Origin of the sequence: Streptomyces sp. NRRL F-6492 (assembly GCF_001280125.1) — a bacterium.
Lineage (GTDB): Bacteria > Actinomycetota > Actinomycetes > Streptomycetales > Streptomycetaceae > Streptomyces.
Genome location: NZ_LGEG01000127.1, coordinates 116,799 through 137,851, shown reverse-complemented (window position 1 = coordinate 137,851; position 21,053 = coordinate 116,799). Strand labels below are relative to the sequence as shown.

The following is a 21,053-nucleotide window of genomic DNA, read 5'->3' as shown; positions in this document are numbered from 1 at the left end:
CGAGAACATCTCGAACCCAGGCCTCAAATCGAATGGGAAGGTGCCTCCATGGCCCTCGGCCATCCCCGGCGCGCAGGTCTCTCCGACCAGGTGATCGCCGAGCTGCGGAACCAGATCACCTCCGGCGAGTGGCCGGTGGGCTCGCGCATCCCGACCGAGCCCGAGCTGGTCGAGCAGTTGGGCGTGGCCCGGAACACGGTGCGCGAGGCGGTCCGCGCGCTCGCGCACAACGGGCTGCTCGACATCCGGCAGGGCTCCGGGACGTACGTGGCGGCCACCAGCGAGCTGGCGGGCGTCATGCACCGGCGCTTCGCCGGCTCCGACCCCCGGCACGTCGCCGAGCTGCGCTCGACCCTGGAGTCCGCCGCCGCGCGGTTCGCGGCGGAGCGGCGCACGGAGCGGGACCTGAAGCAGCTCGACGCCCTGCTCGCACGGCGCGAGGAGGCGTGGGGGACGGGGGACGCGGAGCGGTTCGTGACGGCCGACGCGACCTTCCACCACGCGGTCGTCGCCGCCTCGGGCAACGAGGTACTCACCGAGCTGTACGCGGACCTGGGCGATCTGCTGCGGCAGTGGCTGCGGGACGACGTGGGGCAGGAGCTGCGGCCGGAGAACCACATGGACCACGCGCGCCTGGTGGACGCGATCCGGGACGGCGACGCGGAGCGGGCCGGCACGGAGGCGGCCGGCTACCCCTTCATGTGCCTGCGGAGCCCGGCGCCGGACGCCGCACCGGACGTACGGGGCTCAGGGGCCTGAGGAGCCCGGCGCGGGTTCCGGGTCCGCCGGCTGGTGGGTGATCCAGGCGGACCGGACCTCCTTCCAGCAGCGGCCGGCGAGCCGGGCGTAGTCGGCGGGGCCGACGTCCACGGGGGCGCTGTCGGTGTCGACGTCCCACCACCGCTCGCACTCGACGTGGAGGCGGACCCGGTCGGTGCGCGGATAGGGGTTCTGGCAGTGGGCGGTGACGCGGGAGCCCTCGACGTCGGTGCGGCAGGAGGCGCCGAAGTTCTCCGGCTCCCCGGCCGCGGGGGCGACGGCGGGTTCCTCCGCCGGGGCGGGCGCCGCGCGCACCTCGGCGGCGAGGGCGACCCCGGTCAGCAGCACGGCGACCGAGGCGAACGCCCCGAGTCCACGGCGTATCGCGCGCATGCCCGTACCTCCTCCCCGTCAGCAGCAGACCTTCACGCTCTGCACCAGTCTGGGGTCGTTCGGGCTACTTTTCGAGTCGACTGTTCGATTACGGCGTTCGGGAGCCCGGCGACCGGAAGACGGCGAAGGGCCGTGCGCACCGCCCCGGGGGGCGGGCGCACGGCCCTGGAGTCCGTACGAGGGCGTCAGGCGCCGATCGCGTGCAGACCGCCGTCGACGTGGACGATCTCGCCCGTCGTCTTCGGGAACCAGTCGGAGAGCAGCGCGACGATGCCGCGGCCGGCCGGCTCCGGGTCCGTGAGGTCCCACTCCAGCGGGGAACGGCTGTCCCAGACGGAGGCGAGCTCGCCGAAGCCCGGGATGGACTTGGCGGCCATCGAGCCGAGCGGACCCGCCGAGACGAGGTTGCAGCGGATGTTCTGCTTGCCCAGGTCGCGGGCGATGTAGCGGCTGGTGGCCTCCAGGGCGGCCTTGGCCGGGCCCATCCAGTCGTACTGCGGCCAGGCGAACTTCGCGTCGAAGGTGAGGCCGACGACGGAGCCGCCCTCGCTCATCAGCGGCAGCAGCGCCATCGTCAGGGACTTCAGGGAGAAGGCCGAGACGTGCATGGCGGTGGCGACGGACTCGAACGGCGTGTTGAGGAAGTTGCCGCCGAGCGCGTCCTGCGGGGCGAAGCCGATCGAGTGCACGACGCCGTCGAGGCGGTCGCCGAGGTGCTCGCGGACCTGGCCCTCCAGGCGCGCGAGGTGCTCGTCGTTGGAGACGTCGAGCTCCAGGACCTTGACGGCCTCGGGCCGGGGGAGCTTCTTGGCGATGCGCTCGGTCAGCGTCGGCCGGGGCCAGGCGGTGAGGATGATCTCCGCACCCTGCTCCTGGGCCAGCTTCGCGGCGTGGAAGGCGATGGAGGACTCCATCAGCACACCGGTGATGAGGATGCGCTTGCCCTCGAGGATTCCACTCATGGTGATCAGTGACCCATGCCCAATCCGCCGTCAACCGGGATGACGGCTCCAGTGATGTACGCGGCGTCGTCGGAGGCGAGGAACCTCACCGCGGCGGCGATCTCCTCGGGCTGCGCGTAGCGGCCCAGCGGCACCTGGGACACGATGCCCGCGCGCTGCTCGTCGGTGAGCACCGCGGTCATGTCGGTGTCGACGAAGCCGGGGGCGACGACGTTGAAGGTGATGTTGCGGGAGCCCAGCTCGCGCGCGAGGGAGCGGGCGAAACCGACCAGACCGGCCTTGGAGGCGGCGTAGTTGGCCTGGCCCGCGGAGCCCAGCAGGCCGACGACCGAGGAGATCAGGACGACGCGGCCCTTCTTGGCGCGCAGCATCCCGCGGTTGGCCCGCTTGACGACCCGGAAGGTGCCGGTGAGGTTGGTGTCGACGACGGAGGTGAAGTCCTCCTCGGACATGCGCATGAGGAGCTGGTCCTTCGTCACGCCGGCGTTGGCCACGAGGACCTCCACCGGACCGTGCTTCTCCTCGATCTCCTTGTACGCCTGCTCCACCTGCTCGCCGTCGGTGATGTCGCACTTCACGGCCAGGCAGCCCAGCTCGGCCAGGGCGGCCGGCGGCTCGCCGGAGCGGTACGTGAAGGCGACCTTGTCGCCGGCCTCGGCGAACGCGCGGGCGATGGCGAGGCCGATGCCCCGGTTTCCTCCGGTGACGAGAACCGAGCGGCTCAACGGATCACCCTTTCGATAGCGGTCTGGTAGCCGAAAACCTATCTGCATCGCTCCCGACATGAGGAATCGACCTCCGACAGTGGCGTACGGGCCGCACTGTCGGGTCCCTACAGCCCGGGGCCGCCGGGAGCCGACCGCCCGGCGGCCCTCGACCGGGCCCGCGAGGGGGTGCTCAGGGGGCCGGGAAGCCCGGTCCGGCGGGCCGCCGGAACGCCCGGCGGTCACCGGCGCGCCTTGTGCCGTTGCCCCAATGCCCGGCGCGCGGTGGCCGGTTGGGCCCGGTTCCGCCGAGGGCGCACGCCAATGCGCCGCCCCGGCCGCCCCTCCCGTGATTGACTTCCCGGGCAGTCCCGTGACAGTCGTCCGAGACCGTCTTCCGAGTCTTCCGATCACCGAGAGCGAGGCCGCTCGTGGTCCATCAGATCGACCCTTCGTTCGTCGCGCTGCCCCTTCGGGCACTCGCCGACGCGGCGCTCGCCCGAGCGCGCGCGCTGGGTGCCGAGCACGCCGACTTCCGCCTGGAGCGGGTGCGCAGCGCCTCGTGGCGGCTGCGCGACGCCAAACCGTCCGGTTCCTCGGACACCACGGACCTCGGCTACGCGGTGCGGGTGGTGCACGGCGGGGCCTGGGGGTTCGCCTCCGGGGTCGACCTGTCCATGGACGGGGCGGCCCGGGTCGCCTCGCAGGCGGTCGCCATGGCCAAGCTGTCGGCGAAGGTGATCGCGGCGGCCGGCTCCGACGAGCGGGTGGAGCTGGCGGCGGAGCCGGTGCACGAGGACAGGGAGTGGATCTCCTCGTACGAGATCGACCCCTTCTCCGTGCCCTCCGAGGAGAAGGGCGCGCTGCTCGCCGACTGGAGCGCGCGGCTGCTGCGGGCGGAGGGCGTGGCGCACGTGGACGCCTCGCTGCTCACCATCCACGAGAACAAGTTCTACGCGGACACGGCCGGCACCGTGACCACCCAGCAGCGCGTGCGGCTGCACCCGCAGCTCACGGCGGTGGCCGTGGACGGGACGACCGGCGAGTTCGACTCGATGCGGACGATCGCGCCGCCGGTCGGTCGCGGCTGGGAGTACCTGACCGGCACGGGCTGGGACTGGGACAAGGAGCTGGACGAGATCCCGGCGCTGCTGGCCGAGAAGATGCGGGCGCCGAGCGTCGAGGCGGGGCGGTACGACCTGGTCGTGGACCCGTCGAACCTGTGGCTGACCATCCACGAGTCGATCGGGCACGCCACCGAGCTGGACCGGGCCCTGGGCTACGAGGCGGCCTACGCGGGCACCTCCTTCGCCACCTTCGACCAGCTGAACAAGCTGGCGTACGGCTCCTCGGTCATGAACGTGACGGGCGACCGGACCGCCGAGCACGGGCTCGCGACCATCGGCTACGACGACGAGGGCGTCGAGGCGCAGTCCTGGGACCTGGTGAAGGACGGCACGCTCGTCGGCTACCAGCTGGACCGGCGGATCGCGAAGCTCACCGGCCTGGGCCGGTCGAACGGCTGCGCCTTCGCGGACTCCCCCGCGCACGTGCCGGTGCAGCGGATGGCGAACGTCTCGCTCCAGCCCGATCCGGGCGGCCTGTCGACGGAGGACCTGATCGGGGGCGTGGAGCGGGGCATCTACGTGGTCGGCGACCGGTCCTGGTCGATCGACATGCAGCGGTACAACTTCCAGTTCACCGGGCAGCGCTTCTTCCGCATCGAGAACGGGCGGCTCGCCGGGCAGCTGCGGGACGTCGCGTACCAGGCGACGACCACGGACTTCTGGGGCTCGATGGAGCAGGTCGGCGGCCCGCAGACGTACGTCCTCGGCGGCGCCTTCAACTGCGGCAAGGCCCAGCCGGGCCAGGTCGCCGCGGTCTCCCACGGCTGCCCCTCCGCCCTCTTCCGGGGCGTCAACATCCTCAACACGACGCAGGAGGCCGGTCGATGATCGCGCGCCACCAGATCCGCCGGGGGTCCGGGGGGCGTCCCCCGGGCAAGCACAGTCTCAACACGACGCAGGAGGCCGGACGATGAGCCGCGTCAGCAAGCCGTACGAGATCGTCGAGCGGGCCCTGGAGCTGTCCCGGGCCGACGGGTGCGTGGTCATCGCGGACGAGGAGTCCTCGGCCAATCTGCGCTGGGCCGGGAACACCCTGACGACGAACGGCGTCACCCGGGGCCGCACGCTCACGGTGATCGCGACCGTCGACGGGGCGCGGGGCACCGCCTCCGGCGTCGTCTCCCGGTCCGCCGTGACCGTGGACGACCTGGAGCCCCTGGTGCGGGCCGCCGAGGCCGCCGCCCGGTCCGCCGGGCCCGCCGAGGACGCGCAGCCGCTGGTGGAGGGCGTGCCCGCCTCCCCCGACTTCACGGACGCCCCGGCGGAGACCTCCTCCGCCGTCTTCGGGGACTTCGCGCCCGCGCTCGGCGAGGCCTTCGCCCGGGCCCGGGCCGGCGGCCGCGAGCTGTACGGCTTCGCCCACCACGAGCTGACCTCCACCTATCTGGGCACGTCGACGGGGCTGCGGCTGCGGCACGACCAGCCGAACGGGACCCTGGAGCTGAACGCCAAGTCCCCCGACCGCTCGCGCTCCGCCTGGGCCGGGCGCGCGACGCGGGACTTCAAGGACGTCGACCCGGCGGCGCTCGACGCCGATCTGGCGGTCCGGCTCGGCTGGGCGGAGCGGCGGATCGAGCTGCCCGCCGGGCGGTACGAGACGCTGCTGCCGCCGACCGCCGTGGCCGACCTGCTGATCTACCAGCAGTGGAACGCCGCGGCCCGGGACGCGGTGGAGGGCCGTACGGTCTTCTCCAAGCCCGGCGGCGGCACCCGGCTCGGCGAGACCCTCTCGCAGCTGCCGCTGACGCTGCGCACCGACCCGAACGAGCCGGGCCTGGAGTCCGCGCCGTTCGTGATCGCGCACTCCTCCGGCGACGACTCGTCGGTCTTCGACAACGGCCTGCCGCTGGGGCCGACCGACTGGGTGCGGGACGGGAGGCTGGAGCGGCTGGTCACCACCCGGCACTCGGCGGGGCTTACTCGGTTGCCCGTGGCCCCCGGAGCGGGGAACCTGATCCTGGACGGCGGCGGGGAGCGTTCCCTGGAGGAGATGGTGTCCTCCACCGAGCGCGGTCTGCTGCTGACCTGCCTCTGGTACATCCGCGAGGTCGACCCGGCGACGCTGCTGCTCACCGGGCTGACCCGGGACGGCGTCTACCTCGTGGAGAACGGCGAGGTGGTCGGCGAGGTGAACAACTTCCGGTTCAACGAGTCGCCGGTGGACCTGCTGTCGCGGGCGTCGGAGGCGGGCCGTACGGAGAAGACGCTGCCGCGCGAGTGGAGCGACTGGTTCACCCGGGCCGCGATGCCCGCCCTGCGGGTGCCGGACTTCAACATGAGCTCGGTCAGCAAGGGGGTCTGACCCACCTAGACTGAGCCACGGCATCACCCCAATCGACCGAGGAGACGGACGACCGTGACGGACATCGTCGACGAGCTGAAGTGGCGCGGGCTCTTCGCCCAGTCCACCGATGAGGACGCACTGCGCAAGGCTCTCGCGGACGGTCCCGTCACGTTCTATTGCGGCTTCGACCCGACCGCGGCCAGTCTCCACGTCGGTCACCTGGTCCAGGTCCTCACCGTCCGCCGGCTCCAGCGCGCCGGGCACCGGCCGCTGGCGCTCGTCGGCGGGGCCACCGGGCAGATCGGCGACCCGCGGCCGTCGGCCGAGCGCACCCTGAACGACCCCGGGACGGTCGCGAACTGGGTGAACCGGCTGCGGTCGCAGATCGAGCCGTTCCTCTCCTTCGAGGGGGAGAACGCGGCGGTCATGGTGAACAACCTGGACTGGACCGCCGGCCTCTCGGCGATCGAGTTCCTGCGGGACATCGGCAAGCACTTCCGGGTCAACAAGATGCTGACCAAGGACTCCGTGGCCCGGCGCCTGGAGTCCGAGCAGGGCATCAGCTACACCGAGTTCAGCTACCAGCTGCTCCAGGGCATGGACTTCCTGGAGCTGTACCGCCGCTACGGCTGCGTGCTCCAGCAGGGCGGCTCGGACCAGTGGGGCAACCTGGTGGCCGGGCTCGACCTGATCCACCGGCTGGAGCCGGGGGCCGAGGTCCACGCGCTCGCGACCCCGCTGATGGTCAAGGCGGACGGCACCAAGTTCGGCAAGACCGAGGGCGGGGCCGTCTGGCTGGACCCGGAGATGACCACGCCGTACGCGTTCTACCAGTTCTGGCTGAACGTGGACGACCGGGACATCTCGACCTACCTGCGGATCCTCTCCTTCAGGTCCCGCGAGGAGCTGGAGGCGCTGGAGGCGCAGACCGCCGAGCGGCCGCAGGCCCGGGCGGCCCAGCGGGCGCTGGCCGAGGAGCTGACCACCCTGGTGCACGGCGCCGAGCAGTGCGCGGCCGTCGTCGCCGCCTCCAGGGCGCTGTTCGGCCAGGGCGACCTGGCCGAGCTGGACGGGGCGACGCTGGCCGCGGCCCTGTCCGAGCTGCCGCACGCGCGCGTGTCGGAGCTGGGCCAGGTCGTGGACCTGTTCGCCGAGGTCGGCCTGGTGGCGAGCAAGTCGGCGGCGCGCCGCACGGTGAAGGAGGGCGGGGCGTACGTGAACAACGCGAAGGTCACCGCCGAGGACGCCGAGGTGTCGGCGGACGACCTGCTGCACGGGCGCTGGCTGGTGCTGCGGCGCGGCAAGAAGAACCTGGCGGCGATCGAGTTCGCCGGCGCCTGACGGGTCCGCCCGTACGGCATGACCGGAGGCCCGGTACGGCACGTGGTGTGCCGTACCGGGCCTCCCGGCTCTCCGCGCGGTCCCCGCGGGGTCAGGTCCGCTGTCTGTTGCCCTTGATCGAGGCCCAGAGCATGTCGCCCAGGCCGACGACGACGACCGCGCCGATCAGCTGGAGCAGATGGCGGATCCAGTCGATGCCCTTGGTGTCGTTCACACCGATCCAGGTCGCGACCGCGTTTCCGAGGACGCTGCCGAGGATGCCGAACACGACCGTCAGCCAGAGCGGGATCTGCTGCTTCCCCGGCAGGATCGCCTTCGCGATCAGACCGAGGACGAGTCCCACGATGATCGCCCACAACCAACCCATTGTCGCCTCCTTGTACGCATGTGGCCCCAGTCTCGACCTTGCGGACATGTGACGCATGTCGGACAGCGCCATACGTGCCCCGGTCTCGTACGCGCCGGGGGGCGGGCGTACGGTGGAACGAGGACCGGACCGGGGTGGGTCCGGCGCGACCGGCGGGTGGTGAACGGTGATGCCGAAGCGTGGCGGAACCGAGGTCTTCCGGATCACGGGGGCCCGGCAGGGGCTCGCCGACGACGTCCGGGGGCGGCAGCGGAGGTACGTCATCTCGATGACGGTCCGGACGCTCTCCGTGATCGCCGCCGCGGTGCTGTGGAACGTCGAGCGGCACGTGGCGGTCGTGGCGCTCGCCCTGGGCATCCTCCTGCCGTACGTCGCCGTGGTGATCGCCAACGCGGGACGCGAGTCGGCCCCGTCCCTTCCCTCCACGTTCGTACCGACTCCGGTGCGGCCCGCGCTCGGCGCGGAGGAGGAGAAGGCGGACCCGGAGGCGGACCGCTCGCAGGGCCGGAACTGATCACCGAGCGTGGCCGGAAACCTCAAGAAAAGCTCAGATCAATCATGAAGTTCCAGTGCACCGCACCCCATGTGCCGTGACATACTGCCTACGCGCTCCGCATCCCCCGTCGGAGCGACGGACCGGTGCCGGGCAGCTCCCCCCGTGGCTGCTCGGCATCGCCCTTGCTGGACAATGACCGGATGATCAATGGTCCGGTGAGCGAAGAGAAGCCGATCTGTTCGGCCAAGGGCTGCCGCGCCGACGCCGTCTGGGTGCTCGCGTGGAACAACCCCAAACTGCACGCGCCGGAGCGGCGCAAGACCTGGCTCGCGTGCGAGGAGCACCGCGAACACCTCTCGCAGTTCCTGGGCGTACGGGGCTTCCTCAAGGACGTCGTGCCGCTGGCCGACTGGGAGTCCACCGCCCCCTAGGGGGTATCTCGCCGATCAGACCGGGCACCGCGAGCCCGGCATGATCGGCGAGACACGCCCTGGGCCCGGGGCTCAGCCGCCGATCGCGGACATCGGGCGGTCGGGCTGGAGGAAGCTCGGGTCGTCGAGGCCGGAGCCGGCCTTCTTGCCCCACATCGCCTTCTTCCAGATCTCCGCGACCTCGGCGTCCCCCGCGTCCGAGCGGAGGGCGGCCCGCAGGTCGGTCTCCTCGGTGGCGAAGAGGCAGGTCCGGACCTGTCCGTCGGCGGTGAGCCGGGTGCGGTCGCAGGCCCGGCAGAACGGGCGGGTGACGGAGGCGATGACGCCGACCGTGTGCGGTCCGCCGTCGACCGTCCAGCGCTCGGCGGGGGCGGAGCCGCGCTCGTCGGCGCCCTCCGGGGTCAGGGCGAAGCGGGTGCGCAGGGACTCCAGGATGTCCCCCGCGGTGATCATGCCGTCGCGCTTCCAGCCGTGCTGGGCGTCGAGCGGCATCTGCTCGATGAAGCGGAGCTCGTACCCCTCCTCGATCGCCCAGGCCAGCAGGTCGGGGGCCTCGTCGTCGTTGAGTCCTGGCATCAGGACGGCGTTGACCTTGACCGGGACGAGGCCGGCGTCGCGGGCGGCGGCCATGCCGTCGAGGACGTCCCGGTGCCGGTCGCGGCGGGTGAGGGTCTTGAAGACGTCGGGGCGAAGGGTGTCGAGCGAGACGTTGACCCGGTCGAGGCCCGCGGCCTTCAGCGCGGTCGCGGTGCGCTTGAGTCCGATGCCGTTGGTGGTGAGGGACATCCGGGGGCGGGGCTCCAGGGCCGCGCAGCGCTCGACGATGCCGACGAGGCCGGGGCGGAGCAGCGGCTCGCCGCCGGTGAAGCGGACCTCGGTGACGCCGAGGTCGGTGACGGCGATGCGGATGAGCCGGACGATCTCGTCGTCCGTGAGCAGGTCCGGTTTGGCGAGCCACTGGAGGCCCTCTTCCGGCATGCAGTAGGTGCAGCGCAGGTTGCACCGGTCCGTGAGCGAGACGCGCAGGTCGGTGGCGACCCGGCCGAAGGTGTCGATGAGCACGGTGGGCCCCCTCCCCGTCTGTGGATCGGTTCGTTTCGATCGCCTTGTTCCGAGCCTACGCGAGCGGTGCGACATCGAGCAGGGCAGATTGTCACGAGGAGCGGCGCGGCCGCGTCGTAGGGTCCTACGACGCGGCCGTCCGTGCGGGGGCGGGACGCGTCCGGTTCAGTGCGCTCCGACACCGGTGAGGGACTTGACCTCCAGCTCCGCGTACTTGCCCTTGTCCGCCTTCTCCTTGGAGAGGACCGAGCCGAGCCAGCCGAGCAGGAAGCCGAGCGGGATGGAGACGAGCCCGGGGTTCTCCAGCGGGAACCAGTAGAAGTCGACGCCCTTGAACATCGAGGTCGGCTTGCCGGAGACGACCGGCGAGAACAGCACCAGGACGACGGCGGAGACCAGACCGCCGTAGATCGACCACAGGGCGCCCCGGGTGGTGAACCGCTTCCAGAAGAGCGAGTACAGGATCGTCGGCAGGTTGGCGGAGGCGGCGACCGCGAAGGCGAGGGCGACCAGGCCGGCGACGTTGAGGTCGCGGGCGAGGGCGCCGAGCGCGATGGAGACGACGCCGATGAGGACGGTCGCCCAGCGGGCGGCCCGCACCTCCTCCTTCTCGGTGGCCCGGCCGCGCCGGATGACGTTGGCGTAGATGTCGTGCGCGAAGGACGACGAGGAGGCCAGGGTCAGGCCGGCGACGACGGCGAGGATGGTCGCGAAGGCGACCGCGGAGATGACGGCGAGGAGGATCGCGCCGCCGGTGGAGCCGGCTCCGCCGCCGATCTCCAGGGCCGCGAGCGGGGCCGCGGTGTTGCCCGCCTTGTTGGAGGCGATGATGTCGCCGTTCTTGAGCAGGGCGGCGGCGCCGAAGCCGAGGACGATCGTCATCAGGTAGAAGGCGCCGATGATGCCGATGGCCCAGTTGACCGACTTCCGGGCGGCCTTGGCGGACGGGACCGTGTAGAAGCGGATGAGGATGTGGGGCAGGCCGGCCGTGCCGAGGACGAGCGCGATGCCGAGCGAGAGGAAGTCCAGCTTCGAGGTGGCGGTGGCGCCGTACTTGAGGCCGGGCTCCAGGAACGCCTGGCCCTTGCCGCTGTTGGTGGCGGCCGCGCCGAGCAGCTCCGACAGGTTGAAGTGGAACTTCCACAGGATGAGGAAGGTGATCAGGAGCGTGCCCGCGATGAGCAGGACGGCCTTGACCATCTGCACCCAGGTGGTGCCCTTCATGCCGCCGATGGTCACGTACACGATCATCAGGACGCCGACGAGGGCGACGATCGCGACCTTGCCGCCGTCGCTGGTGATGCCGAGGAGCAGCGAGACGAGGACGCCCGCCCCGGCCATCTGCGCGAGCAGGTAGAAGATCGAGACGACGATGGTGGAGGTGCCGGCGGCGGTGCGCACGGGGCGCTGGCGCATCCGGTAGGCGAGGACGTCGCCCATGGTGAACCGGCCGGAGTTGCGCAGCGGTTCGGCGACCAGGAGCAGGGCGACGAGCCAGGCGACGAGGAAGCCGATCGAGTAGAGGAAGCCGTCGTAGCCGAAGAGGGCGATGGCGCCGGCGATGCCGAGGAAGGACGCGGCGGACATGTAGTCGCCGGAGATCGCCAGGCCGTTCTGGAAGCCGGTGAACTGGCGTCCGCCGGCGTAGAAGTCGGCGGCGCTGCGGGTCTGCCGGCCGGCCCACACGGTGATGACGAGGGTGGCGATCACGAAGGCGCCGAACAGGGCGATGATCAGGGGCCGGTGCTCGCCGGTGGCGTTGTCCGCCGCGAGCAGGACGGGGGTGCTCATGCGTCGCCCTCCATACGGGACTTGATGGCCTCGGCCTTGGGGTCGAGCCGGTTCGCCGCGTGCCGCGAGTAGAGCCAGGCGATGAGGAAGGTGGTGAGGAACTGTCCGAGGCCCAGGACCAGCGCCACGTTGACGTTGCCGAGGACCTTGGTGCCCATGAAGCCGCCCGCGTAGTTGGAGAGCAGCACGTAGAGCAGGTACCAGGCGATGAAGGCGAGGGTGAGGGGGAAGGCGAACGAGCGGTAGGTGCGGCGCAGTTCGCCGAACTCCTCGCCCTCCTGCACCTCGACGAACTGCTCCGTGGTGGGCGGCACGGGAGCCCGGTCGGCCTCCGTGTCGTTTCGGGCTGGCGGCGGTGCTTCGGTAGCCACGGATTCTCCTCGTGACGCGGGGGCGGACGGCTGGGTCAAAGGGGGCCTCACCGGGGGTACGGGAGCCGGGGCTCCGGGTGGAGCCCTCCCCTGCACAACGGCACGGAGGAGGAAGCGAAGCGGTTCACCCCGAGGATTTTCTCGGGCAGATCTTCATGAAGTCCTCTCAACTCATTGATGGGACAGGAAGATCAGCGATAGCTTCACTCGTCATGCACCTGTCCGTGCGCAAACCCGCGCGCGGGCAGTACATACGGATGATGTGGAGAACCCATGGCTCATCTGGGATCGAGGCGCGGCCGAGCTCTCGCTCTGCCGGTCGGCCTCGCGCTCACGGCCTCGCTCGGCTTCCTTCCCTCCGGTGCTTCGGCCGCGGAACTGAGCGACGCCCCGGCGGCCACCGCCGTGGCGACGGACGGGCCGAAGCTGTCGTACGTCGTGAACGTCGACGGGGGCCGCTCGGCCGCCAAGTCGGTGAAGAAGGCGATAGCCGCCGCCGGCGGTACGGTCGTCGTCTCGTACGACCAGATAGGCGTGATAGTCGTCCACTCGCAGAACCCGGACTTCGCGCAGCAGGTCCGCAAGGCGCGCGGCGTGGTGTCGGCCGGCGCGACCCGCACCGCCCCGCTCTCCGTGCAGGGCGACAAGTCCGTCGGCGGCGGCACGCAGGAGCTGACCGAGGCCGAGGCCAAGGCCGCCGCGGCCCGGGCCACGGACGAGCAGGACGCGCTGGAGCCCCTGCAGTGGGACCTGCCGGCGATCAAGGCCGACAAGGCGCACCAGCGGACGCTCGGCAGCAAGCGCGTCACCGTCGGCGTCATCGACACGGGCGTGGACGACACCCACCCGGACCTGGCGCCGAACTTCGACGCCAAGGCCTCCGCGAACTGCGTCTCCGGCAAGCCGGACACAACCCCCGGCTCGTGGCGTCCGAACCCGGGCGAGAGCGACCACGGCACGCACGTCGCCGGTACGATCGCCGCCGCCAAGAACGGCATCGGCATCACCGGTGTCGCCCCGGGCGTGAAGCTCTCCGGCATCAAGGTGTCCACCCCGGACGGCTTCTTCTACACGGAGGCCGTGGTCTGCGGCTTCGTGTGGGCGGCCGAGCACGGCGTCGACATCACGAACAACAGCTACTACACCGACCCGTGGATGTTCGCGTGCAAGAACGACGCGGACCAGAAGGCCCTGATCGAGGCCGTCACCCGCGCCACCCGCTACGCGGAGCGCAAGGGCACGGTCAACGTGGCGGCGGCCGGCAACTCCAAGTTCGACCTGGCGGCCGACTCGATCGTCGACGACAGCAGCCCGAACGACTCCACGCCCGGCGGCCGGACCATCGACCCGAAGGTGTGCCTGGACTACCCGGCGATGCTCCCGGGCGTCGTCACGGTCTCCGCGACCGGCGCCAAGGACCTCAAGGCGTCCTACTCCAACTACGGCCTCGGCGTGATCGACGTCGCCGCGCCCGGCGGCGACCGCACCGCGTACCAGACGCCGGACGCCCCGGCGGTGAACGGCCTGATCCTGTCGACCACGGTCAACGGCGGCTACAACTACAAGGGCGGCACGTCGATGGCCTCGCCGCACGCGGCGGGCGTCCTGGCGCTCATCAAGTCGAAGCACCCGAGCGCGAGCCCGGCGGCGCTCAAGGCGCTGCTGTACGCGCAGGCCGACAAGCGCGCCTGCACCAACCCGTACGACATCGACGCCGACGGCAAGATCGACGCCGTCTGCGAGGGCGGCAAGAACAAGAACGGCTTCTACGGGGCCGGTCTGATCGACGCGCTCGACGCGGTCCGCTGGTAACCAGCGGTCGTCGGGGCCCCGGTGCGGTACGCCGCGCCGGGGCCCTTTCGCACGCTCCGGACCCCGGGGCGGATCATGGGCTCCATGGACAGCACGGTGCGCACGGGTACGGAATCGCTGTGGTCGGCCCTCGGCGGTGATCCCGCCCTCGTCGACCGGGTGTCGTTCACGGGGCCCTCGGGGCTGCTGCCGGCCCGGCTGCCGGTGATGGACCTGGCGCGGGCCTCGGTCGCGGTGGCGGGGCTCGCGGCGGTCGAGCGGGCGGGGCTCCCGGGACCCGTGCGGGTGGACGACGGGGCCGTGGCCACCGCCTTCACGAGCGAGCGGCACCTGCGGGTCGACGGGCGGGCGCCGGTGAACTTCGCGCCCCTCTCCCGGTTCTGGCGGGCGGCGGACGGCTGGGTCCGCACCCACGCCAACTACCCGCGCCACCGGGCGGCGCTGCTCGCCGCCCTCGGCGTGCCCTCCGGGTCGTCGGAGGACGTGGCGGTGGAGGCCGTGGCGGCGGCGATCGGGGAGCGGAGGGCCGTCGAGGTGGAGACGGCGGTGTACGGGGCCGGGGGCCTGGCGGTCGCCCTGCGCACGCCCGGGGAGTGGGCGGCGCACCCGCAGGGCCGGGAGGTGGCGGGGGGCCCGCTGCTGACCCGGGAGCGGCTCGACGGGGCGCCGCCCCGGCCGCGTTCGGGACCGCCCCGGGTGCTGGACCTGACCCGGGTGCTCGCGGGGCCGGTGGCGACCCGGACCCTCGCGCTGCTCGGCGCGGACGTGCTGCGGATCGACCCGCCGGGCAATCCGGAGCTGCCGGACCAGCACGCGGACACCGACGTCGGGAAGCGGACGGCCGTCCTCGACCTGGAGCGCCCCTCGGACCGGCGCGCCTTCGGCGAACTCCTGGACGCGGCCGACGTGCTGGTGACCGGCTACCGGCCGGGCGCGCTCGACCGCTTCGGCCTCGACCGCCCGGGGCTCGTCACGGCCCGGGTCTCGGCCTGGGGCGACCGCGGGCCGTGGGGCGGGCGGCGCGGCTTCGACTCCCTGGTGCAGGCGGCGACCGGGATCGCCGTCGTGGAGGGCTCGGCGGAGGAGCCGGGCGCGCTGCCCGCGCAGGCCCTGGACCACGGCACCGGCTATCTGCTGGCGGCGGCGGTCCTGCGGTCGCTGACCGAGCAGGACCGGGACGGCGGCACCCGGCTGGTCCGCCTCGCGCTCGCGCGGACGGGCCACTGGCTGACGCACGGGCTGCCCGCGTACGAGCCCGAGCGGTACCTCACCGAGTCGGAGGGCCCGCTCGGACGGCTGCGGCACGCGCTGTCGCCGGTCGCGTACGAGGGCGGCCCGGCGGGCTGGTCGCGGCCGCCGGGCCTGCCGGGCGCGGACGCGCCGGTGTGGGCGGACCCTACGGCTTGACGAGGACCTTGAGGGCGGTGCGCTCGTCCATGGCCTTGTAGCCGCCGGGGACGCCGTCGAGGCCGACGGTCAGGTCGAAGACCGGGGACGGGTCGACCGTGCCGTCGAGGACGTCCGGGAGGAGTTCCGGGATGTACGCGCGCACGGGGGCGACGCCGCCGCGCAGCGCGATGTTCCGGTCGAACATGACGGACAGGTCGAGGCCGGTGCCGCTGCCGTGCGGGACGCCGACGTAGCCGATGGACCCGCCGTCGCGGGCGACGGCGACGGCGGTCCGCATGGACTGCTCGGTGCCGACGGCCTCGATGACGCCGTGGACGCCCTGGCCGCCGGTGAGCTCGCGGACGGCGGCCTCGGCGGCCTCCCCGCGCTCGGCGACGACGTCGGTGGCGCCGAAGGCGCGGGCGATGTCGGTGCGGGCGGTGTGCCGGCCGAGCGCGATGATCCGCTCGGCGCCGAGCCGCTTGGCGGCGAGGACGCCGCAGAGGCCGACGGCGCCGTCGCCGACGACGGCGACGGCGGAGCCGGGCCGCACGCCGGCGCCGAGGGCCGCGTGGTGGCCGGTGCCCAGGACGTCGGAGAGGGCGAGGAGCGCGGTCAGGAGCCGGTCGTCGGAGGCCGCGTCGGCGGGCAGCTTGACGAGGGTGCCGTCGGCGAAGGGGACGCGGACGGCCTCGCCCTGGCCGCCGTCGGAGCCCACGGAGCCCCAGAAGCCGCCGCGCGGGCAGGAGGTCTGGAGGCCCTCGGCGCAGTACGCGCAGGTGCCGTCGGACCAGACGAAGGGGGCGACGACGAGGTCGCCCCGCCGGAAGCCGCGGACCCCGTCGCCGGCCTCCTCGACGACGCCGAGGAACTCGTGGCCGATGCGCTGGCCCGGCTGCCGGGCGGACTCGCCGCGGTAGGCCCACAGGTCGCTGCCGCAGACGCAGGCGCGCAGGACCCGCAGGACGACGTCCCGGGGATCCTGGATCACCGGGTCGGGCACGTCCTCCACGCGCATGTCGAACGGGGCATGGATGGTGGTGGCGCGCATGACGGACGGTCCTTGCTGTCAGACGGTTGTACGACTTTCACCGTACATCGCCCGCAGCGCTCCGGTCGTCAGCAGGTACTGCGCCGCGATGTAGGTCAGCATGATCCAGAAGTCGGGCGCGGGCGGCTGGGGCCATGCGGCGACGCCGGTGGCGATGAGGGTGTCGGACAGCAGGAAGAGGGCGCCGCCGAGGCCGGCGAGGAGCCCGAGGGAGCTCGCGCGGTAGGCCATGGCGGTGAGCAGCAGCGAGTAACCGGCGACCGGGATCCGCAGCTCGGCGGGGAGGTCGGGCCAGAGGAGCGCGACGGTGCCGGCGAGGGCGGCGGCGTAGAGGGCGCCGAGCGCAGGGGACGTGCGCCGGCGGCCGAAGAGGACCAGGTAGCAGATGTGCCCGGCGGCGAAGGAGCCCATGCCGACGAGGAAGGCCCAGTCGGCGTCGGAGAGCAGGAAGACGTCGCCGCCCCAGCCGAGGAGGAGCGCGGCGAGCAGGAGCTTCGGGGCGCCCCGGGTGGCGGCGTACGCGGCGAGCAGGGGCATCAGGAGCGGCTTGGCGATCTGGTGGCCGAGCTCGGCGCCGGCGAGCAGGGAGGCCAGGTCGACGGCGGCCGCGAGCCCGAAGGCGGCGAGCAGCGCGCGGGAGACGGGGGTCGCGGGCGCGGCGGGCGGCACGGCCCGCGCCGTGGCGGGGGCGCTCACGCGGCGGACTCCGCGGCGGGTCCGGCCGTGGCGGGACCGGCCGCGACGGGGCCGACCGTGGCGGGACCGGCCGTGATGGGGCCGGCCGTGGCGGGGCCGACCGTGGCGGGGCCGGTATTCGGCGGCGAGGGCGGGCCCGGCTGCCAGCCGGGGCCGCGGAACACCCGCCCGGCCCGCTCGCGCCAGCCGTGCGCGGCCCGCAGGTCGCGGGCGATGGCGGCGTACTCGTGGGTGGCGACCCGGAGCGGGTTGTACGTCTCGATGTTCTTGGTGAGGCCGTAGACGGGCCGCTCGGTCTCGCCGACCCAGGAGCCGAACATCCGGTCCCAGACGATGAGGATCCCGCCGAAGTTCCGGTCCAGGTAGCCGCCCTGGGAGGCGTGGTGGACGCGGTGGTGCGAGGGGGTGTTGAGGAGGTACTCGAAGGGGCGGGGCAGCTTGCCGACGCGCTCGGTGTGGATCCAGAACTGGTAGACGAGGTTGACCGAGTAGCAGAAGGCGACGGCCGCCGGGTGCACGCCGAGGGCGATCATCGGCAGGTAGAACGGCCAGGAGGTCACGCTGGTCCACGGCTGGCGCAGGGCGGTGGTGAGGTTGAACCTGCGGCTGCTGTGGTGGACGACGTGGCAGGCCCAGAGGATGCGGATGACGTGGTGCCCGCGGTGCTGCCAGTAGTAGAAGAAGTCCTGGGCGAGCAGCATGAGCGGGACCGTCCACCAGAGGACGGGCACGCGGAGCGGGGTCAGCTCGTAGACGGCGGTGTAGATCGCCACCACGGGGATCTTCCACAGCGCGTCGAAGGCCAGGCTCCCCAGGCCCATGCCGAGGCTGGTGGCGGCGTCCCTGGTCTCGTACCCGGCGGCGTCCTCGTCGGGGTGGATCCGGTGGCTGACCATCTCCAGGACGGTGAGCAGGACGAACGCCGGTATGGACCAGAGCACGACATCGGGCAGGTTCGGCATGCCGTCGACGGTAGAGGCGGGGGTCGGGGCGCGGCTAGACGTTGTTACCAACAAGTATGCGAGACGGGTTGTCAGCAGGCTTTGGCACCTTCCGACAAGACCCCGTCCCGGCTCAGACCCCCGCCGCCCCCAGCAGCGATCCCGCCCCGTACGTCACCGCCATCGCCGGGGCCCCGCCCGCCGCGTCGCGCAGGACCGCGCGGGTCGCGGGGGCGGCGCCCGGGCGGGCGCTGGACCAGCCGGTGAGGGCGTCCGGGGCGATGCCCGGCTCCACGCGCACGTGGGCGCGCAGGGCGTCGCGGGCGGTGAGCTGCTCGGCGGCCTCGCGGGCGACGTCCGGGGAGAGGCCGCGGGCGGCCAGGAGGGCGGCGGGTTCGTCGAGCTCGGCCGCGGGCCGCTCGCGCGGCTCGCGCTCCTCCTCGGCAAGCGCCGCCTTCTCGGAGTCGCGCCGGGTGGAGACCGAGACGTACTCCCCCGCCGCCATCGGCATCGATCCGGCGAGGAGCCCGGAGAGGCGGGCCGTGAGCGGCGCGGACCCGGATCCGGTGGCTCCGGCGACGCCGACGACGAGGCCCGCCGTGGAGACGACGCCGTCGTCGGCGCCGAGGACCGCGGCCCGGAGCCGGTTGAGGCGGGAGCCGAGACCGCCGCCGTGGGCCTCGTCGTGCGCGGAGGGCGCGGGAGGCGCGGGAGGCGCGGGAGGCGCGGGAGGCGCGGGGGGTTCGGTCACGTGAGGAGGGTCGCACCCGGCGGGGCGCCGCCCCCGGAACGACCCGCCCGGCCCGGCCGGGACCGGTCCGCCCGGAGCACCGGGGAGGGAATTGTCGGTCGCGGGCCGTATTCTCAATGACCATGCTCGACGACCGCACGACAGCAGCAGCGTGGCCGGCCGCCTACCCGCAGGGGTACGCGGTCGTCGACGTGGAGACCACCGGCCTCGCCCGCGACGACCGGATCGTGTCCGCCGCCGTCTACCGGCTGGACGCCCAGGGGAACGTCGAGGACCACTGGTACACCCTCGTCAACCCCGAGCGCGACCCCGGTCCGGTGTGGATCCACGGGCTGACCAGCGACGCCCTGGAGGGCGCGCCGCTCTTCCCGGAGATCGCGGCCGACTTCGCGGCCCGGCTCGACGGGCGGGTGCTCGTCGCGCACAACGCGATCTTCGACTGGCAGATGATCGCCCGGGAGTACGCGCGCGCCGAGTCCACCGCGCCCGTGCGGCAGCGCCTGTGCACGATCGCGCTCGCCAAGCAGCTGTCGCTGCCGCTGCCCAACCACAAGCTGGAGTCGCTCGCCGCGCACTTCGGCGTCGAGCAGCGCCAGGCGCACAACGCGCTCGACGACGCCCGGGTGCTCGCCGAGGCGTTCCGGCCGAGCCTGCACGCGGCGGCCGAGCAGGGCGTGCGGCTGCCGCTCCTGGAGTGCCGGCCGCTGACCGAGTGGGCCGCCTCCCCGGCCGCGCCCGCCGCGTACCCCTCCTCCGCGTACCGGGCGAACAGCTGGCGTCCCTCGCGGAAGCGGCCGGCCTGCCCGTACCCCAATCCCGGCCGTTACGAGACCGACAAGCCGCTCCGGCAGGGGATGCGGGTGGCGTTCTCCGGGGACACCTCCATCGACCGCGAGCTCCTGGAGGACCGCACCGTCGAGGCCGGGCTGCACGTCGCCGGCAGCGTCTCCCGGCTGACCAGCCTGCTGGTCACCAACGACCCGGAGTCCGCCACCTCCAAGACCCTCAAGGCCCGGTCCTTCGGCACGCCCGTCGTCGACGAGGCCGCCTACACCCAGCTGCTGCGGGACGTGGCCCCGGCAGACGGGTGACGCCCCGGCCCCTCCTGGCGTGCCGGACCGCCCGCGCCCGCGAGGGGCCCCACCCTGTGGCGCATGGCACGTTGTGAGGTCTGCGGAAACGATTACGGCATGTCGTTCGAGGTGCACGCGCAGGGCGCGGTGCACGTCTTCGACTGCTTCGCCTGCGCCATCCACCGCATGGCGCCCATCTGCGAGCACTGCCGGGTCCAGATCATCGGCCAGGGCGTCGAGGTCGGGGGCAGCTGGTACTGCGGCGGCCACTGCGCCCGCGCGGAGGGGAAGGTGGGCATCGTCGACAAGGTGTGAGGACAAACCCCGAAGAAACGATTCCGGAGGGCGGCCCCAGCGCGCCGAACCCCCCTGCGTGCACCCCGTGGCCCCCGCTGTACGGTCATGGGGTGTACCGCTTCCTGTTGTCCCGGCAGTGGGTGATCCTCACTCTGATCGCCCTCGTCCTCGTCCCGACGATGATCGAGCTGGGCTTCTGGCAGTTCCACCGGCACGAGCGCCGGGTCGCCCAGAACGCCCTGATCGCGGACAGCGTCGCGGCGGAGCCGGTCCCGGTCGAGGAGCTCACCTCCCCCGGCCACACCGTCCCGCGCGCCGACTACTGGCGCCCGGTCACCGCCACCGGCACCTTCGACACCGCCCACGAGGTGGTCGTCCGGCGCCGCACCTCCTCCGACGACCGGATCGGCGTCCACGTCCTGACCCCGCTGGTCCTGCGGGACGGGAAGGCCCTGCTGGTCAACCGGGGCTGGGTGCCGGCCGCCGCCGACCAGCGCTCCTACCCGGCGGTGCCGCCCGCCCCCAGGGGCGAGGTCACGATCACCGGGCGCCTCAAGGCGGACGAGACGACCGGCGCCAGCGGCATCAAGGACCTCAAGGGCCTGCCCGACCGCCAGGTCATGCTGATCAACGGCCGGCAGCAGGCCGAACTCATCGGCCGCGAGGTCCTCGGCGGCTACGTCGAGCAGACCGCGCCCGAACCGGCCGACGGCACCCTCGAACAGATCCCCGAGCCCGACCACGACTCGATCGGCGCCCACATGGCGTACGCCGTGCAGTGGTGGCTCTTCGCGGCCGGAGTGCCCGTCGGCTGGGTGATCCTGGTGCGCCGCGAGAAGCGCGACCGGGAGGCGGACGCCGCCGCCGGGGCCGCCGGACCGCCGGAACCGGACGCCGCGGAGACCCTGGCCGCGCCGTCGCGCTGATTGACCGCCGCCGCTTCCGGGAACAGCCC

The 21,053-nt window shown here is 72.8% G+C and carries 22 protein-coding genes; 11 read left to right on the top strand and 11 right to left on the bottom strand.

The features are described from left to right. The first annotated feature begins 48 nt into the window (after positions 1-48). Complete coding sequence (locus ADL08_RS12355; protein ID WP_053642138.1) at positions 49-759, top strand: FadR/GntR family transcriptional regulator; 711 nt, start codon at positions 49-51, stop codon at positions 757-759. Here ADL08_RS12355 and ADL08_RS12350 read toward each other — a convergent pair. From ADL08_RS12350 to fabG, 3 genes are all read right to left on the bottom strand, one after another. Further along, complete coding sequence (locus ADL08_RS12350; protein ID WP_053642137.1) at positions 748-1,152, bottom strand: hypothetical protein; 405 nt, start codon at positions 1,150-1,152, stop codon at positions 748-750. The genes ADL08_RS12355 and ADL08_RS12350 overlap by 12 nt on opposite strands. Positions 1,153-1,337: 185 nt before the next feature. Then, a complete protein-coding gene (gene fabI, locus ADL08_RS12345) occupies positions 1,338-2,114 on the bottom strand; it encodes an enoyl-ACP reductase FabI (RefSeq protein WP_053642136.1) in 777 nt (258 codons plus the stop codon). A gap of 5 nt (positions 2,115-2,119) precedes the next feature. Continuing rightward, positions 2,120-2,839: a 3-oxoacyl-[acyl-carrier-protein] reductase gene (gene fabG / locus ADL08_RS12340; protein ID WP_053642135.1), complete on the bottom strand. Its 720-nt coding sequence runs from the start codon at positions 2,837-2,839 to the stop codon at positions 2,120-2,122. Between the two features lie 410 nt (positions 2,840-3,249). On the opposite strand from fabG, the gene ADL08_RS12335 reads away from it, so the two are divergent. The 3 genes from ADL08_RS12335 to tyrS all read left to right on the top strand — a co-directional run bounded on the left by ADL08_RS12335 (position 3,250) and on the right by tyrS (position 7,570). After that, on the top strand, positions 3,250-4,773 hold the full coding sequence (locus ADL08_RS12335) for a TldD/PmbA family protein (RefSeq protein ID WP_053642134.1): 1,524 nt from the start codon (positions 3,250-3,252) through the stop codon (positions 4,771-4,773). Between the two features lie 82 nt (positions 4,774-4,855). Then, the gene (locus tag ADL08_RS12330) at positions 4,856-6,247 is read left to right on the top strand and encodes a metallopeptidase TldD-related protein (protein ID WP_053642133.1); all 1,392 of its coding nucleotides are present in this window, start codon (positions 4,856-4,858) and stop codon (positions 6,245-6,247) included. Between the two features lie 54 nt (positions 6,248-6,301). Continuing rightward, entirely contained in the window at positions 6,302-7,570 is a 1,269-nt protein-coding gene (gene tyrS, locus ADL08_RS12325) for a tyrosine--tRNA ligase (protein WP_053642132.1), read from the top strand. Between the two features lie 91 nt (positions 7,571-7,661). Here tyrS and ADL08_RS12320 read toward each other — a convergent pair whose 3' ends face one another. Next, positions 7,662-7,937, bottom strand: a complete 276-nt coding sequence (locus tag ADL08_RS12320; RefSeq protein ID WP_053642131.1) for a GlsB/YeaQ/YmgE family stress response membrane protein — start codon at positions 7,935-7,937, stop codon at positions 7,662-7,664. A 169-nt stretch (positions 7,938-8,106) separates the two neighbouring features. Here ADL08_RS12320 and ADL08_RS12315 point away from each other — a divergent pair, with 169 nt between their 5' ends. Both ADL08_RS12315 and ADL08_RS12310 read left to right on the top strand, forming a co-directional pair. Continuing rightward, complete coding sequence (locus ADL08_RS12315; RefSeq protein WP_053642130.1) at positions 8,107-8,451, top strand: DUF3099 domain-containing protein; 345 nt, start codon at positions 8,107-8,109, stop codon at positions 8,449-8,451. Between the two features lie 182 nt (positions 8,452-8,633). Beyond that, positions 8,634-8,864, top strand: coding sequence for a hypothetical protein (locus tag ADL08_RS12310; RefSeq protein ID WP_053642129.1), 231 nt, complete (start codon positions 8,634-8,636; stop codon positions 8,862-8,864). A gap of 72 nt (positions 8,865-8,936) precedes the next feature. Here the strand turns inward: ADL08_RS12310 and moaA are convergent, their stop codons facing one another. The 3 genes from moaA to ADL08_RS12295 form a co-directional block, all read right to left on the bottom strand. Further along, entirely contained in the window at positions 8,937-9,926 is a 990-nt protein-coding gene (gene moaA, locus ADL08_RS12305; RefSeq protein ID WP_053642128.1) for a GTP 3',8-cyclase MoaA, read from the bottom strand. Positions 9,927-10,091: 165 nt separating this feature from the next. Then, positions 10,092-11,717 (bottom strand): cation acetate symporter, encoded by a 1,626-nt coding sequence (locus ADL08_RS12300; protein WP_053642127.1) that lies wholly within the window; start codon positions 11,715-11,717, stop codon positions 10,092-10,094. Continuing rightward, positions 11,714-12,088: a DUF485 domain-containing protein gene (locus ADL08_RS12295; protein ID WP_053642126.1), complete on the bottom strand. Its 375-nt coding sequence runs from the start codon at positions 12,086-12,088 to the stop codon at positions 11,714-11,716. Before ADL08_RS12295 ends, ADL08_RS12300 begins: the two co-directional genes overlap by 4 nt. A 273-nt stretch (positions 12,089-12,361) precedes the next feature. Here ADL08_RS12295 and ADL08_RS12290 point away from each other — a divergent pair, with 273 nt between their 5' ends. Together ADL08_RS12290 and ADL08_RS12285 are read left to right on the top strand one after the other, a co-directional pair. After that, positions 12,362-13,900, top strand: a complete 1,539-nt coding sequence (locus ADL08_RS12290) for a S8 family peptidase (RefSeq protein ID WP_053642125.1) — start codon at positions 12,362-12,364, stop codon at positions 13,898-13,900. Between the two features lie 84 nt (positions 13,901-13,984). Further along, on the top strand, positions 13,985-15,307 hold the full coding sequence (locus ADL08_RS12285) for a CoA transferase (protein ID WP_053642124.1): 1,323 nt from the start codon (positions 13,985-13,987) through the stop codon (positions 15,305-15,307). Here the strand turns inward: ADL08_RS12285 and ADL08_RS12280 are convergent. The 4 genes from ADL08_RS12280 to ADL08_RS12265 form a co-directional block, all read right to left on the bottom strand. Further along, complete coding sequence (locus ADL08_RS12280) at positions 15,297-16,340, bottom strand: zinc-dependent alcohol dehydrogenase family protein (RefSeq protein WP_053642123.1); 1,044 nt, start codon at positions 16,338-16,340, stop codon at positions 15,297-15,299. The two genes, ADL08_RS12285 and ADL08_RS12280, sit on opposite strands and share 11 nt — an antisense overlap. Positions 16,341-16,358: 18 nt before the next feature. After that, the gene (locus tag ADL08_RS12275) at positions 16,359-17,036 is read right to left on the bottom strand and encodes a lysoplasmalogenase (protein WP_053642122.1); all 678 of its coding nucleotides are present in this window, start codon (positions 17,034-17,036) and stop codon (positions 16,359-16,361) included. Next, positions 17,033-17,998 (bottom strand): sterol desaturase family protein, encoded by a 966-nt coding sequence (locus ADL08_RS12270; protein WP_053642121.1) that lies wholly within the window; start codon positions 17,996-17,998, stop codon positions 17,033-17,035. The genes ADL08_RS12275 and ADL08_RS12270 overlap by 4 nt, the downstream gene beginning before the upstream one ends. Positions 17,999-18,110: 112 nt before the next feature. Beyond that, positions 18,111-18,728 carry a VIT1/CCC1 transporter family protein gene (locus tag ADL08_RS12265; protein WP_053642120.1) on the bottom strand — a complete coding sequence of 206 codons (618 nt, stop codon included), beginning with the start codon at positions 18,726-18,728 and terminating at the stop codon, positions 18,111-18,113. Positions 18,729-18,844: 116 nt separating this feature from the next. Between ADL08_RS12265 and ADL08_RS12260 the strand changes: the two genes are divergently transcribed. The 3 genes from ADL08_RS12260 to ADL08_RS12250 all read left to right on the top strand — a co-directional run bounded on the left by ADL08_RS12260 (position 18,845) and on the right by ADL08_RS12250 (position 21,024). Continuing rightward, positions 18,845-19,819, top strand: coding sequence for a DEDDh family exonuclease (locus tag ADL08_RS12260; protein WP_053642119.1), 975 nt, complete (start codon positions 18,845-18,847; stop codon positions 19,817-19,819). A 63-nt stretch (positions 19,820-19,882) separates the two neighbouring features. Further along, complete coding sequence (locus ADL08_RS12255; protein ID WP_078968305.1) at positions 19,883-20,116, top strand: hypothetical protein; 234 nt, start codon at positions 19,883-19,885, stop codon at positions 20,114-20,116. A gap of 92 nt (positions 20,117-20,208) precedes the next feature. Further along, positions 20,209-21,024 carry an SURF1 family protein gene (locus ADL08_RS12250; protein ID WP_053642117.1) on the top strand — a complete coding sequence of 272 codons (816 nt, stop codon included), beginning with the start codon at positions 20,209-20,211 and terminating at the stop codon, positions 21,022-21,024. Positions 21,025-21,053: the final 29 nt, after the last annotated feature.